Annotated in this window: 13 protein-coding genes; 9 read left to right on the top strand and 4 right to left on the bottom strand. The window is 30.4% G+C overall.

The window, feature by feature from the left end; genetic code table 11:
- Positions 1–66 precede the first annotated feature (66 nt).
- The gene (locus Q0935_RS01815) at positions 67–447 is read left to right on the top strand and encodes a Rid family detoxifying hydrolase (RefSeq protein WP_299247563.1); all 381 of its coding nucleotides are present in this window, start codon (positions 67–69) and stop codon (positions 445–447) included.
- Between the two features lie 72 nt (positions 448–519).
- Here Q0935_RS01815 and Q0935_RS01820 read toward each other — a convergent pair whose 3' ends face one another.
- The 4 genes from Q0935_RS01820 to Q0935_RS01835 form a co-directional block, all read right to left on the bottom strand.
- A complete protein-coding gene (locus Q0935_RS01820; RefSeq protein WP_299381869.1) occupies positions 520–1,383 on the bottom strand; it encodes an N-acetylglucosamine kinase in 864 nt (287 codons plus the stop codon).
- 133 nt (positions 1,384–1,516) lie between these two features.
- The gene (gene gap / locus Q0935_RS01825; protein WP_299247555.1) at positions 1,517–2,518 is read right to left on the bottom strand and encodes a type I glyceraldehyde-3-phosphate dehydrogenase; all 1,002 of its coding nucleotides are present in this window, start codon (positions 2,516–2,518) and stop codon (positions 1,517–1,519) included.
- A 17-nt stretch (positions 2,519–2,535) separates the two neighbouring features.
- Positions 2,536–3,522: a 6-phosphofructokinase gene (pfkA, locus tag Q0935_RS01830; protein ID WP_299381871.1), complete on the bottom strand. Its 987-nt coding sequence runs from the start codon at positions 3,520–3,522 to the stop codon at positions 2,536–2,538.
- 268 nt (positions 3,523–3,790) lie between these two features.
- Entirely contained in the window at positions 3,791–8,188 is a 4,398-nt protein-coding gene (locus Q0935_RS01835; protein ID WP_299381873.1) for a translocation/assembly module TamB domain-containing protein, read from the bottom strand.
- A 128-nt stretch (positions 8,189–8,316) separates the two neighbouring features.
- On the opposite strand from Q0935_RS01835, the gene tsaD reads away from it, so the two are divergent.
- The 8 genes from tsaD (at position 8,317) to Q0935_RS01875 (ending at position 14,740) form a co-directional block, all read left to right on the top strand.
- Entirely contained in the window at positions 8,317–9,339 is a 1,023-nt protein-coding gene (tsaD, locus tag Q0935_RS01840) for a tRNA (adenosine(37)-N6)-threonylcarbamoyltransferase complex transferase subunit TsaD (protein WP_299247547.1), read from the top strand.
- Entirely contained in the window at positions 9,339–9,665 is a 327-nt protein-coding gene (locus tag Q0935_RS01845; RefSeq protein ID WP_299381875.1) for a TfoX/Sxy family protein, read from the top strand. Before tsaD ends, Q0935_RS01845 begins: the two co-directional genes overlap by 1 nt.
- A gap of 167 nt (positions 9,666–9,832) precedes the next feature.
- A complete protein-coding gene (locus Q0935_RS01850) occupies positions 9,833–10,468 on the top strand; it encodes a peptidylprolyl isomerase (protein WP_299247542.1) in 636 nt (211 codons plus the stop codon).
- A complete protein-coding gene (locus tag Q0935_RS01855; RefSeq protein ID WP_299381877.1) occupies positions 10,468–11,172 on the top strand; it encodes a 16S rRNA (uracil(1498)-N(3))-methyltransferase in 705 nt (234 codons plus the stop codon). Before Q0935_RS01850 ends, Q0935_RS01855 begins: the two co-directional genes overlap by 1 nt.
- Position 11,173: 1 nt before the next feature.
- Positions 11,174–11,815, top strand: coding sequence for a DUF4159 domain-containing protein (locus Q0935_RS01860; protein ID WP_299381879.1), 642 nt, complete (start codon positions 11,174–11,176; stop codon positions 11,813–11,815).
- 66 nt (positions 11,816–11,881) lie between these two features.
- On the top strand, positions 11,882–12,382 hold the full coding sequence (locus Q0935_RS01865; protein ID WP_299247534.1) for a TrmH family RNA methyltransferase: 501 nt from the start codon (positions 11,882–11,884) through the stop codon (positions 12,380–12,382).
- Positions 12,383–12,456: 74 nt separating this feature from the next.
- Positions 12,457–13,557, top strand: coding sequence for an AI-2E family transporter (locus Q0935_RS01870; RefSeq protein WP_299247531.1), 1,101 nt, complete (start codon positions 12,457–12,459; stop codon positions 13,555–13,557).
- A complete protein-coding gene (locus Q0935_RS01875; protein WP_299381881.1) occupies positions 13,544–14,740 on the top strand; it encodes an RsmD family RNA methyltransferase in 1,197 nt (398 codons plus the stop codon). The genes Q0935_RS01870 and Q0935_RS01875 overlap by 14 nt, the downstream gene beginning before the upstream one ends.
- Positions 14,741–14,756 lie beyond the last annotated feature (16 nt).

Below are 14,756 nucleotides of genomic sequence, written 5' to 3' on the forward strand. Positions count from 1 at the left end.
CAAGATATAGAACCTTGTTATATGAGTTTCTTAAAATCATTTATATAAAATAATACTTTCCATTTTATGAAAAAAATAATAACAACAACTAAAGCTCCTGCTCCTATTGGACCATATAATCAAGCTGTTTTAAGTGGCAACACTTTATATACATCTGGACAAATTGCTTTGCATCCAGAAACTGGCGAACTAGTTTTAGATAATATTACTATTGAAACAAAACAGGTTATGGAGAACATGAAAGCCGTTTTGGAAGCAGCAGACATGACTTTTGAAAACGTTATTAAATCTTCTATATTTATTAGCGATATGAATAACTTTGGAGCAATTAACGCAGTATACGGTGAGTATTTTAACGAAGCTACTGCTCCTGCTCGAGAAACTGTTGAAGTAGCAAACTTACCAAAGTTTGTTAATGTAGAAATAAGTATGATTGCTGTAAAGTAATTGTTTTCAAATAAAAAGAGCCTCATTAAATAGTTTTTAATGAGGCTTTTTTATGATTTATAAAGAGGTATTTTATTCCTTTTTATTCGTGTGAAACTTTACTAGACCTTCTATAGGTCGCCTTTCAAAATTACCAGTTTTGAAACCTAATTCTTTTGCTATTTCTTTTATTTCATCTTGACAGAAATATGCAATAGAGCCTGCGAAATGAACAGGAACTGTTTTTAATTCTTCTTTAAACTGAAGAATCATGTTATTTGTAAATAAACGAATTCCATCTTTTATTAATTTATTTACATATTTAGAATCCTTATTCAAAATCATAAACTCTGCAAAGTTGGCTAGATAAGCATTAGGATTTGGCTGCTTATATAAGTTATATTTAATATAATCTGATTCCAAATTGTATTTATCTGCAAAGGCGATTTTAATTTCTTCTGGCATGTGGTTAAAATAATAATCTCTTATTAATTGTTTTCCAAAATAATTACCAGAAGCATCATCCATTAAACTATAACCTAAAGAATCTACACGCTGTTCTAGTTTTTTACCATCGTAATAGCTACAATTAGATCCTGTACCTAATATGCAAACTACTGCGGCTTCTTCTGGAGTGTTTATAGTTGCAAATACAGCAGCTAAAGTATCTTCATTCACTTCTACTGTTGCATTTGTGAAAAATTGCTGTAAGACCACTTTTAAAGCTAATCTTGGATTTTCTGTTCCACAACCGGCTCCATAAAAAAAGATATTAGTAACCTTCTCTCTATTGTTTTTTAACTCCTTACTTTTTTTAATAGTCTTTCTTAGTTTTTTTTCAGAAAGAATAGCAGGATTTAAACCTTTGGTTCTAATTTTTTCTAGTAATTGATTACCCTTTATATCTACTGCCATCCAATCGCATTTTGTAGAACCACTATCAACTATTAATATCATAATTTAAAATTAGTTTAATTAATAAGGCCAAAAGACTTTTAGTTAAAAGATAAAATCCATTTGACATAAAAAAGCGCAACAAAAGCTTTTAAAGGTCTTTTGTTGCGCTAAATACTATTTAATATACAAAACCTTAAAGTGTATTTACTTTTTCGGCCAAGTCTACTAATTTATTTGAATATCCAAACTCATTATCATACCAAGATACTAACTTGAAGAATGTAGAGTTTAATTCTATTGCAGAATCTGCATCGAAAACACTTGTTTTTGTTTCGCTAACAAAATCTTGAGATACTACAGCATCTTCAGTATATCCTAAAACACCTTCCATAGAACCTTCGGCTGCTTTTTTCATAGCTGCTTTAATTTCTGCTAAAGACGTTGCTTTTTTAGTTTTAACTGTTAAGTCTACTACAGATACATCTACAGTTGGTACTCTAAATGCCATTCCTGTAATTTTTCCATCTAATTCTGGAATTACTTTTCCAACAGCTTTAGCAGCTCCTGTAGAAGTAGGAATAATGTTGTTTATAGCACTACGACCTAAACGGTAGTTTTTACGAGAAGGAGCATCTACAGTAAATTGTGTAGAAGTTGCAGCATGAATAGTTGTCATTAATGCTTCTTCAATACCAAAATTATCTTCAATAACTTTAGCTAAAGGCGCTAAACAGTTTGTAGTACATGATGCATTAGATACAATTGTATGGTCTGCAGTTAATTTATTATCATTTACTCCCATTACAAACATTGGAGCATCTTTACTAGGTGCAGAAATTACTACTTTCTTAGCACCACCTTGAATATGGTAATCTGCTGTTTCTAAAGTTGTAAAAATACCTGTACACTCTGCAACAACATCTGTTCCTACTTCATCCCACTTTAAGTTTTTAGGATCTCTTTCTGCAGTTACTCTAATTGTTTTTCCATCGACAACAAGATTGCCATCTTTTACCTCAATAGTACCATCGAATCTACCGTGTACAGAATCGTATTGTAATAAATACGCTAAGTGCTCTACATCTAATAAATCGTTTATTGCAACAACATCTACGTTATCACGTTTAACAGTCGCTCTAAATACAATACGACCAATTCTACCAAATCCGTTAATTCCTAATTTTAATTTTGACATAATTCTTTTTTCTATTATTATGTGGTCATGATGTCTGACACACGAATTAATTCTTTATTTACTTCTGATTTTCCTTTTACAGCTTTTTCTAAAGGTGTTAAAACTATTTTATCGTTTAATAAACCAACCATGTAATTAGATTGTCCTTCCATTAAACTTTCTACAGCCTTTACTCCCATTCTACTTGCTAAAACACGATCGAAACAAGATGGCGTTCCACCACGTTGCATATGACCTAAAACAGAAACACGTACTTCGTATTCTGTCATGTTCTCTTCGACATAGTCTTTTAATTCAAAAACATTTTTTCCAATTTTATCGCCTTCAGCTACAACTACAATACTTGAAGATTTACCAGATTTTTTACTTCTACGTAAAGACTCTAATAAACGGTCTAAACCTAAATCTTCTTCAGGAATTAAAATCTCTTCTGCTCCTGCTCCAATACCACAGTTTAGAGCAATGTGTCCTGCATCTCTGCCCATTACTTCAACAAAAAACAATCTGTTGTGTGAACTTGCTGTATCTCGAATTTTATCTATACATTCTACAACTGTGTTTAAAGCAGTATCGTAACCTAATGTGTGAGATGTTCCAAAAATATCGTTATCGATAGTACCAGGAATTCCCATTACCGGAAAGTCGTATTCTTGGTTAAAGATTAGTGCTCCGTTAAATGTACCATCTCCTCCAATAGTTACTAATGCATCTATTCCTTTTGCTGTTAAAGCATTGTATGCCTTTTTTCTTCCTTCTGGTGTTCTAAACTCTTTTGATCTAGCAGATTTTAAAACAGTTCCACCTTTATTAATAAGACCTTTTACGTTTCTTGCGGTAAGTTCCTTAAAATCGCCTTCAATCATTCCTTCATAGCCACGATATATCCCTACACATTCTATGTTATGAAAAGCACATGTTCTTGCTACAGATCTTATTGCCGCATTCATTCCTGGAGCATCTCCTCCAGAGGTCATTACTCCAATTTTTTTTATCGTTTTAGACATTTATTTACCTTGTTTGAAGCTAAGCTAATAAAGTAAATTAATATAATACTACCAATTTGTTAAAAATTAACAAGCGTATTTTTACTATAACGTTTTAGTTAATGAAATTGTTGAAAAAAGGTTAAAATGATGATGAATTATGACTTTTTAAATTGTCAAAAATTGAATTATTGAAGTGATTTTGAATTATTTGCTTTGGATATAATAGATCAATTTGAAGTAAGTAGATTAAGACTAAAAAAAAATCATCTTAAGTTAAGATGAAGAATTAATCCTTCTTTTTAAATTCAAAACCAGGTGGAAGTTCTTTGTTTTTTTCTTCAGGAGCTGCCTCTTCTTCGGGAGCTTCTTCTGTAACTTCTTTTTCTTGTTTAGTGAATATTTTTCGAAGTAATTCTCCAAACGTATCAAAATCTACAGAATAAGCAATACCAAGACCTTGTGTGTAGCCTATTTCTTCTCCAAAATTTCTAATACTATTTTCTCTATTAAAAACTGTAGCAGTAAGTGTCCCTTCTTCATTTAACAAGAAATCTACCTGTACATCTCCTGCAATTACAGAATCTCCAGCGCCACCAACTGGTACTCCTACTTTACCATTTATTAGTACCCGATCTGTAATTTTAGTTTGTAATGTAAAACCAACACGATCATCTGTATTGTAATCTGGTCTGTTTTGGCCTGCTTCGTAATTTAAACCTATTTTAATTTTATTATCTGCATCTGTAAAGATTCCATTAATAAGACCGTTAATACGTTCTGCAATGGTTCCTGTAAAATTAATGTCTTGCAATTGTCTATTAAAACCTCCAGTTGTTAATAAATATAATGCCTGGTTTTCTTTATCTGTATCAGAATCTAATCTATAATTTAATTCCGACTTAATAGTTGAACTCGCATTAGGGAAATCGAATATAAACTCTGGTTCTGGCCTTTCTAACTGTCCTGTTAAATTTATTTGTAGTTCTACAGGAATGGTTCTATTAATAGGCTCATCTAATAAAGGAGAAGGATTTGTTCGTGTTTTATAAATGGCTTGAATATTTATTTCAGCATCTAATGGCGATCCGTCCCAACCTATAGTACTTTCGTAGGGCTTTACGCTAAACTCCTTTTGTACTATACCTCCGTATAAGAAATTGTAGACACCTTCATAGACTACAAAATCACCATACATCTCAAACTTATCGTTTGTATTAATATTAAATAGTAAACTTCCGTTTCCTCGACCACGAATAGTACTTCCGGACTCTTTATCCATTACTATTTCTATAAGTGCTTCTTGGGTTACATCTAAATCGAAAAAGAGCTCTAATCCAGAAATATTCTTAGTTTCAATAGTTTTACCTTCAGATTTGGCTAGTTTTTCTTCAGGAGTTAAAAAATGAATAAAAGAATTATCACCAAAAGATTCAACATCGCTTAAAGGAATATAAAATTCTGTGCCTGCCATTGTTTCAGCTTCAGCTGTAATTCTTAATGCTTCTGTTGGTCCAAATATATTAGCATTACCTGCAATAAAACCTGTACCGTAATATAAAGACTCTTCAGTTTCTTTTGTATCTAATATTAGTAGTCTATCTGTATCAAGGTCCAAATTTAAGCGCCACTTTGCAAAATTAACATGACTTACAACACCATCTAATGTCCCTTTTGTGTTATGCTTTATATCTGTTAACTTTATATTGTTAAAATTAAAGTTTTGGTTGTCTAATGTTACTGAAGAATTGTTTTGAAAACCAAAATCTACATTTAAATAAGGTACTTTTAATCCTCCATTATTAATATTTAAAGCTCCATTAAACTTAGGTTGCTTTAAATCTCCAAGAATATCAATTTTACCTGTTACCTCTCCTCTCACATTACTTAAAACAGGCTCTAGTAAAGGAGACAGTATATTAATATTAAAATCATTAAAGCGTAAATTCACATCTATTGCTGCGTTTTTAGACGAAAGATCTATATCTCCAATGGCTTCGAAAGAATTTTTTGTATCGTCTTTAATTTTAGCCTTAATACTATAATTAGTTAGTGATTGGTTACCTTTTATATTAGCATCAAAAGATCCAAAATAGGTATCGTTAATTTCTAAATCGTCTATTGTAATAGACGAGCTAGGAAGATAATTTCCGTTTTTTTGAAGTAAATCTAACTTTCCATTTACGTTACCTGCTAAAGATAAGCTGTCTATTCTAGGTGTAATTTTAGCTAAATCGACATCTTTAAAATTAAGCTTTATATCCTTATATGTAGAATCCTTTACAACACCACCTAATTTTATTTCCTCCTTATTATGACTTAAAACAAGTTGCTCGATATTAAAATCTGTAAAGCCGTTTCCTATTTCAATTTTGTTGTATTTATCAGATGCTTCATTAACCTTCCAAAGATTGTCTTTAAAAGTGATTTCACTCGTTTTAAAACCGACAACGGAATTGTTTTGCTCATTAATTGTATGGTAGAAACTAAGGTTAAAATCGTCTGTATTATTGCTACCTCCTTTAAATTCGCTACGCATGTAAAGCGTATCATTTAAGGTTACATTAATTAAATTGAATTTTGAAATATTGTAAAAGTTAGTGTTTAAGCTGTCAATCTCGACATAGGTATTAAAAAGTGGGTTTTTATTATCAACCTGCACTTCTATTTCACTTGCAAAATAATCTAACCACTCAATTTTAGGAGATTTAAATGTTAGCTTAAACTCTTTTTCGTCTGTTTCTACACGACCTCTTACATAAGTGTTTTTTCCTAATTTTAAATCTGGATAAAATACTTCAACAATTTTGTTATAAATTTTGAAGTTAAAATTAATAAACTGATCTGTATCAATAGCATTTGGAGGCTGACTTGTGTATATGCTTTTAATAGAGTTTTCAAATAAATCTGGAACATCTTTAAACAGGAACTCACCTCTCATGTTCCCTTCTATTATATCTGGAGAATTAACATTAATAATATGCTCTTTACCTTCAAAAGTAGATGTTATTGCAAAATCTTCAAAATAGTAATCGTCTGTTTCGTTTTTATAATTTGTTTTCTTAAAGGTAATATTTCCAACAGCATCATCTAATGTTGTGCCCTTCATTTTCATTTGCACATTTCCTTTAAAAAATGATAATGAGTCTCTTGTGTAAAGGTTTAATTTTTTTAAGTCGGCATATTCTACATTTGCCGAAAAATCGAAAGCATTAATAGCTGAAGATAAATCTGCTAGTCCGTTAAAATCAAGTTTTAAGTTTTTATCGTTTGCAACAAGTTTTCCGTTAAAAACACTTTGTTCGTAATCTCCGTTTACAACAATATTTTGATAATCATATTTGTTATAATTTATAGAAAAAACATCTCCTTTAATTCCTGTTCTTAAATTCTCCTTTTTAAACCCTAAACCATCAACATCTAAGTTAGACGATATTTCTCCTAGGTTTGGGTCTTCTAAAAAAGCACCAATATTAAACTTATCGAAAACAATGTTTCCTTTATAAGCAGCATGATCTATATCGTTAACATCTGTTAGGCTTAGGTTAGATTTAATGAAACCTAACTCTGTATTAATATCTAATTCTGCATTAATTTTAGTTGGTGTAATATTAGTAGTTCCATTAATATTAAAATCTCCTAGTTTGTCGAAAATAGATGGTATAGAAGCACCTAAAACATTAGGTAATAATCGTTTTAAGTCTTTATAATTAGATGTAAGATTTGAAAAGTTACCATACATAGCAAAGTTATTCTCTTCACTATTTAAAAGGTTTTTAAAATTTATATCTCCATAAATTTTTGTTCTCGTGCTTGTATTTAACTTTAAATTTTTAAGCTTTAAATCGTTTAAAGTACCTGAGATTTCAGTATTAAAACGGGCACGTTGATTAACACCAAATTCGTTATAGAATACGTTTAATTCATCTAAAGCAATATCAGCATCACTAAAATAGGCTTCTACTTTTACTTTATTTTCAAAATCTTTAAAATCTTCTCTATCGTATAAAAAAGTTAAATCACCTTTTAGTGTAGAGTTTTTTGTTCTAATGTTAAGTGCATTAAAAGTCATATCTTCAAGCGTGTACTTGAAGTTGGTAGACATGTTTTGAATAACTAAACCTCTATTGTCTAAGAAGGAAAGTGTATTTATTCTAGTACTTACATTGCTACCTTCAATTAATAAATTTGTAGCATTAATATCTAGTTTGTTAAACTCAAGTACTTTGGGTGTTTCTTTATTCTCGTCTATTAACCTAAATATGCCATTGTAAATAGTTACATCGCTAGAAGATAGCAGAAATGTACTTTTTTCGGCTCTAGGATTATCATCGTCAAATCTTGCAACAAAAACATCGAGATTAGTATCCGTCTCACCTTTATAGGTAATAACATTAAAGATAAGATCTTCCATATCAATATCCCCAAAATTTAAAGTACCATCAAATAAATTTCTAAAATTTATAATTGATGTATTCAATTCTGTAGCACTAATAAGCGTATCTTGTTTAAAATCTCGTATTAAAATTTCTTTTAATTCAACATCTCCATTAAACTGAAGTCCTATTTTACCAATATTAATATCTGTTTTAAAATCGTCGTTAATACGCTTAGTGGCGTAATTACCTAACCTAGTTTGAACAGCAGGAATAGACAATACCAACACCAAAATGATGAAGAGTAGCAATAAAATTGCTATTAATTTACCAACTATTTTTAGAAATTTCTTGATGAGAGATTTAAGTTTAAAAAGCTACCTTTGTTTTCGATTAAATTCAATTCAAAATTAACAATTATAATGCCGAATATTTACTAATGTCCTCACAAAATATTTACATACTAGGTATTGAGTCTTCTTGCGACGATACTTCTGCAGCAATACTGTGCAACGACGCTGTTTTAAGCAATGTAGTTGCTAGTCAAAAAATTCATGAAGAATTTGGTGGCGTGGTACCAGAATTAGCTTCTCGTGCACACCAACAAAATATTGTACCTGTTGTGCATCAAGCTTTAAAAGAAGCAAATATTACTAAAGAACAACTTCATGCTATAGCATTTACACGTGGTCCAGGCTTAATGGGCTCACTTTTGGTTGGTACTAGTTTTGCAAAATCTTTAGCTTACGGGTTAGATATTCCATTAATAGATGTAAACCACATGCAAGCCCATATTTTAGCACATTTTATTGCTGAAGACGGTTTTACTAAGCCTAAATTTCCTTTTTTAGGTATGACTATTTCTGGCGGACATACACAAATAGTAAAAGTAAGTAGCTATTTTAAGATGGAAGTTATTGGTGAAACAATAGACGACGCCGTTGGAGAAGCCTACGATAAAAGTGGTAAAATGCTTGGTTTAGGTTATCCTGCTGGTCCGGAAATAGATAAACGTGCACAATTAGGCAATCCTAAAGCATTTCAATTTACTAAGCCAAGAGTTGCAGGTTTAAACTTTAGTTTTTCTGGTTTTAAAACTGCCGTCTTATATTTTATACAACGAGAAGTAAAAAAGAATCCGAATTTTGTAGCTGAGAATTTAAACGACATCTGTGCCTCTATTCAATACACCATTATTGGTATTTTAATGGATAAGTTAAAGTTAGCAACCAAAGAAACAGGTATCAACCGTATTGCTATTGGTGGTGGTGTTTCAGCTAATTCTGGTATTAGAAAAGCATTAAAAGAAGGAGAACAAAAATTTGGTTGGACAACCTATGTTCCAAAATTTGAATTCACCACCGATAATGCTGCTATGATTGGTATTGTTGGCTATTTAAAATATTTAGAAAGCGATTTTGCAGCGCAAGATGTTATGGCTTCTTCTAGATTAAAAATATAATGGCATATAACCAGCATTTAGCAACACGAATTAGAGAACAACTAAAATATTATTCTGAAGCATTTACTGAGAAGAAAATGTTTGGAGGTGTTAGTTTTTTATACGAAGGTAAAATGACAATTGGTGTTATAAAAGAAGAGCTAATTGTTAGAGTTATAAACGATAAAATGGCTAAAGAGCTTGAAAAAACCAACGTAAGGCCAATGGATTTTACTAAAAAGCGTACAAAAGAGTTTGTTTATGTATCTCAAAATAGTGTTAAAACCGAAACAGAACTACTTCATTATATAGAGTTAGGTTTGGAACATGCTAAAAGCAAGCTATAGCACTATTCGCATGTAAAAAGCTTATTTCTAGTGATTTAAAGCGTTTTTGATGCTCTCAATAATCTAATGTTATTAAAATACTTGTTAATAAGCTCCTAAACTATTACAATAGACGTCTTAATTTTTCGTTTTTTTGTTCTTTCAACTAAAAAAACATATTTTCTATAATGAATAAAATCGTAATCCTACTTTTACTAAGTCTATCACTTTCTGCTTTTGCACAAACTAATGCTAAAAAAGAGCTTAAAAAAATTGAAACTTTAGAGCAAGCCGAAGAGTATATTGGTGAAACAAAATCTAAAAAGAAAAAATTGATGGTCTTCAATGAAGAAAAACATCAAAGTAAACTTGCTAAAGAACTTTTAGATATGCCTGTAGGTTTAACAAAAACTGAAAGAACTCAGTTTAAAAAAACTTTTTACAAAGTAATTCAGAAGGAAAAAGAACCGCATTATAGAATTAGTTATATCTTTTTTGATGGTAATAAAATGCCTGTATCTGAGATTTATAGACTTCGTAAAACAATTATGGCTGAATATGGTAAAGGTGTTGATTTTGGAGACTTAGCCAAAAAATACTCTATGGCAGAAAACGCTTTAAAAGGTGGTGATACTGGTTGGGTAAAAGATGGACAGTTACCTATTGAAATTGAAGAAGAAGCTAACGATTTAAAACATGAATTAGATGCTATTTTCGATGTTGGTATTACAGACGATAACGGATTTTATATTATTAAAAAAACACACAGATTACAACTTATAAAAGAAGTTTATGTACTTAAAGTACAAGAAACAATAGACTAATGCAACTATTCTATAATCCTGAAATAACAGAAACTACAGCACAATTCTCTTTTTCTAAAGAGGAAAGTAAGCATATTATAAAAGTGCTTCGTAAAAAGATTGGAGATACCATGCATATAACTAATGGTGCTGGTTGGTTGTTTTCTGCTGAAATTATTTCGGATAATATAAAAAATTGCGTAGCAGAAATTAAGACAAAGCAATTTCAAAAGCAACCAAAATCTCACTTACATTTAGCAGTAGCACCAACAAAAATGAATGACCGCTACGAATGGTTTCTAGAGAAAGCCACAGAAATTGGCATTCAAGAAATAACACCTATTATTTGCGATCATAGCGAGCGCAAAATTATAAAACAAGAGCGTTTCGAGAAGATACTACAGTCGGCAATGAAACAATCTTTAAGTTGTTATTTACCCAAATTAAATAATGCTATTGCTTTTAAAGACTTTATAAAACAAGAATTTAAAGACAATTTGTTTATTGCCCATTGCGAAGAAACCAATAGAAAGTCCTTAAAACAACAGCTAGAACAAAATAAGAATACAACTATATTAATAGGTCCTGAAGGCGATTTTAGCACCAAAGAAATTGAAATGGCTGTTAATAGTGAATTTATTCCTGTAACTTTGGGAGAAACACGCTTACGTACAGAAACAGCTGCAATTGTAGCTTGTCATTCGGTTGCTTTTACAAATGAGTAATATGAAAAAACACATAACAATTGCTTTATTTCTAGTCTCAATAGTTTCCTTTTCTCAAGACTTAGCAATTTTAAAGTATAAAGGTGGTGGCGATTGGTATTCTAATCCTACAGCATTACCTAATCTTATTAAGTTTTGTAATGCAAATATAGATACGAAAATGAACGAAAAACCAGAAACTGTAGAAGCTGGTAGTACAGACATTTTTCAATATCCTTTATTACACATGACGGGCCATGGCAATGTGTTTTTTAACGAAGATGAAGCAAAAAACTTGCGTAATTACTTAATTTCTGGTGGTTTTTTACACATTGACGATAATTATGGAATGCAACAATACATTACCAAAGAATTAAAAAAAGTATTTCCTAATCAAGAATTAAAAGAATTACCTTCAAATCACGACATATTTAAAACTTCATTTTCTTTTCCAAAAGGTTTACCAAAAATTCACGAACACGACGGCAAACGACCACAAGCATTTGGTTTATTCCATGAGAATAGATTAGTTCTTATTTTTACTTTAGAAAGTGATTTAGGAGATGGCTGGGAAGACCAAGAAGTACACAACGATCCTGAAGACGTTAGATTGAAAGCTTTACAAATGGGAGCAAATATTGTTAAATATGCTTTCGAGAATTAGCAGTAATCAATTATCATTGAACAATAATCAATGATTACTGATTTATGAAAACCGATAATTGAAAAAATGCAACTCACCCACTACACCACTAACTTCAATAAAAAAACATTTCCAATCACTTTAGTTTGCGAAAACGTAACTAACGCTCCAAACATTGGCAGCTTGTTTCGTATAGCTGATGCTTTTGGAGTAGAAAAAATTATCTTTTGCTCGCATGATATTCCGTTAGGTCGAAAAATGACAAAAACGTCTCGTGCTACAGAAAAAGTTGTTAACTATGAAGTTATTGAAGATATAGCAGCAGTTCTTTCAAGTTTAAAAGCATCTAATAATCAATGTTTTGCTTTAGAAATAACAGAAAACAGTACTCCTATTCATACTTTTAATTTTTCAGCCGATAAACCAATTGCGTTAATTATTGGAGACGAGAATTTTGGTGTTTCAGAAGCGGTTTTAAAAGCATGTGATAATGTAATTCATATTAATATGTTTGGACAAAACAGTAGTATGAATGTTGTGCAAGCAACCAATATTGCATTGTACGAGATAACAAAACAGCTCTATTAAGTAAAATTAAAGCAAACCATTACTTTCGTTTGCTTAATTTATTAAAATAACTTTTCTATCAGTATATTTACTAAATGAATTCGAGAACAATATCAAACGGAATCCTTAGAGCTATAACCATACTTGTTGGTGTAATTATTCTATTGTGGTTTTTATATAAAATACAATCTGTAATCGCGTACGTTGCTATTGCAGGTGTCGTTTCTCTCTTAGGAAGACCGATTAAGCGTTTCTTTATGTCTAAACTAAAGTTTGGAGATACACTTGCCGTGGTAGTAACTATGTTCTTATTTGTACTTATAGTAGCTGGAGTTATTGGTATGTTTATTCCTTTAGCAATAGAACAAGGCCAAAACCTATCTTTATTAGACATTGACCAGTTACAAGGCAATATTGAGAATTTGTATACAGAGTTTATCAATCATTTTAACTTAAAAACTTCAGATGTAGAAGATACTATTCAAGATTCTAAGTTGATGTCAAACTTTAATTTTAGCTTTATTCCTAACATACTAAACGCTATAGTATCTGGTTTTGGTAGTTTTAGTGTTGGATTATTTTCGGTGTTGTTCATTTCCTTTTTTTTCTTAAAAGACAGTACTTTATTTAGTAATAGTATTATGGCACTTTTTCCTAAAAAACAAGATCAGCGTATTAAAAAATCGTTGTATACAATTAGAGATTTATTATCTCGTTATTTTGGAGGTTTAGTACTACAATTATTAATCTTATTTATTATTTACTCTGCTGTGCTGTTTATTTTTGGTATTCAAAATGCTATAATTATTGCTTCACTTTGTGCACTTTTAAACGTTATCCCTTATGTTGGACCAATGATTAGTGCTGTTTTAATAATACTATTAACCATGTCTAGTAATTTAGGTGAGAGTTTTAGTGATGTTATATTGCCAAAAACAATTTATGTAATGATTGGTTTTGTAGTAGCACAATTGGTAGACAACTTTTTTAGTCAACCATTTATATTTTCTAAAAGTGTAAAATCTCATCCATTAGAAATCTTTATCATCATTATTATAGCTGGTTTACTTTTTGGAATAGTAGGTTTAATATTAGCAATTCCGTTATATACAGCTATAAAAGTTATTGCTAAAGAATTTTTATCTGAGTACAGAATAGTAAAGAAATTAACAAAAGGATTAGATGTTAAAGAATAGTTTAAATAATGCTGTTTTAAATAATGAAAATCAAGAGTTTATAGAAAATAATTTAAATGCAGACATAGGTCAATTATTACTAAAGAAAACGTTAAACACTTCAGTCACTTTAAAACTACTTATAGAGCAAATTGAAGCAAAAAAACGTTGTCGGAAAAAACTCCCTATTTGGTTTTCTACAAAAAACATATACTATCCTAATAAGCTTAATATAGAACAAACCTCTTCTGAAATAACAGCAAAATATAAAGCTAATTTAGTCTCCGGAAAAGCATTAATAGATTTAACAGGTGGTTTTGGAGTAGATTGTTATTACTTCTCTAAACAAATAGAACAAGTTTATCATTGCGAAATCGATAGTAATTTATCAAATATAGTACAGCACAATTATAAGCAGTTAAAAGCTAAAAATATTACATGTATAGCTAAAAGCGGTATTACAACCTTAGAAGAAGAGAAAAAGCAATACGATTGGATATATATAGATCCTTCAAGACGGGACGATAGTAAAGGAAAAGTCTTTTTACTTAAAGATTGTTTACCTAATGTGCCTAAGCACATAGAATTACTATTTGAACACTCTAAAAAGATAATGATAAAAACATCTCCATTGTTAGATGTTAGTTCTGGAATTTTAGAATTGAAACACGTAAAGGCAATTCATTCTATAGCAGTAAATAATGAAGTAAAAGAATTGTTATGGATTTTAGAACGAAATTATAACGACCAAGTAGAAATTAAAACGGTAAACATTACTAAGGAAAACAATCAAATATTTAATTTTTATTTAAATGAAGAATCCTTTGCTAATGCAGAACTTAGTATGCCACTCGCCTATTTGTACGAGCCCAATGCTGCTATTTTAAAAACAGGAGCTTTTAATGTTTTAGCCGAAAAATTAAATTTAAAAAAACTACATAAACACTCACACCTTTACACCTCTGAAGCACTTATAGATTTTCCTGGTAGACGCTTTAAAATTAATAATGTTATAGATTATAATAAAAAGAAATTTAAGCGAGAATTTAATGGTGTAAAAGCTAATGTAACTACAAGAAATTTTCCTGAATCTGTACAACAAATTCGTAAGAAACTAAATTTAAAAGATGGTGGTAACGATTATTTGTTTTTTACTAAGAATAGAGAAGACAAAACAATCATTATTATTACAATTAAAGCATAAAAAAAGGCCCAATCAT

Origin of the sequence: uncultured Lacinutrix sp., from assembly GCF_947500605.1 — a bacterium.
In the GTDB taxonomy this organism is placed as follows: domain Bacteria; phylum Bacteroidota; class Bacteroidia; order Flavobacteriales; family Flavobacteriaceae; genus Lacinutrix.

Coding starts and splice junctions, on each gene's coding strand:
- Q0935_RS01815 (WP_299247563.1), top strand. CDS start 67: ATGAAAAAAATAATAACAACAACTAAAGCTCCTGCTCCTATTGGACCA.
- Q0935_RS01820 (WP_299381869.1), bottom strand. CDS start 1,383: ATGATATTAATAGTTGATAGTGGTTCTACAAAATGCGATTGGATGGCA.
- gap (WP_299247555.1), bottom strand. CDS start 2,518: ATGTCAAAATTAAAATTAGGAATTAACGGATTTGGTAGAATTGGTCGT.
- pfkA (WP_299381871.1), bottom strand. CDS start 3,522: ATGTCTAAAACGATAAAAAAAATTGGAGTAATGACCTCTGGAGGAGAT.
- tsaD (WP_299247547.1), top strand. CDS start 8,317: ATGTCCTCACAAAATATTTACATACTAGGTATTGAGTCTTCTTGCGAC.
- Q0935_RS01845 (WP_299381875.1), top strand. CDS start 9,339: ATGGCATATAACCAGCATTTAGCAACACGAATTAGAGAACAACTAAAA.
- Q0935_RS01850 (WP_299247542.1), top strand. CDS start 9,833: ATGAATAAAATCGTAATCCTACTTTTACTAAGTCTATCACTTTCTGCT.
- Q0935_RS01855 (WP_299381877.1), top strand. CDS start 10,468: ATGCAACTATTCTATAATCCTGAAATAACAGAAACTACAGCACAATTC.
- Q0935_RS01860 (WP_299381879.1), top strand. CDS start 11,174: ATGAAAAAACACATAACAATTGCTTTATTTCTAGTCTCAATAGTTTCC.
- Q0935_RS01865 (WP_299247534.1), top strand. CDS start 11,882: ATGCAACTCACCCACTACACCACTAACTTCAATAAAAAAACATTTCCA.
- Q0935_RS01870 (WP_299247531.1), top strand. CDS start 12,457: ATGAATTCGAGAACAATATCAAACGGAATCCTTAGAGCTATAACCATA.
- Q0935_RS01875 (WP_299381881.1), top strand. CDS start 13,544: ATGTTAAAGAATAGTTTAAATAATGCTGTTTTAAATAATGAAAATCAA.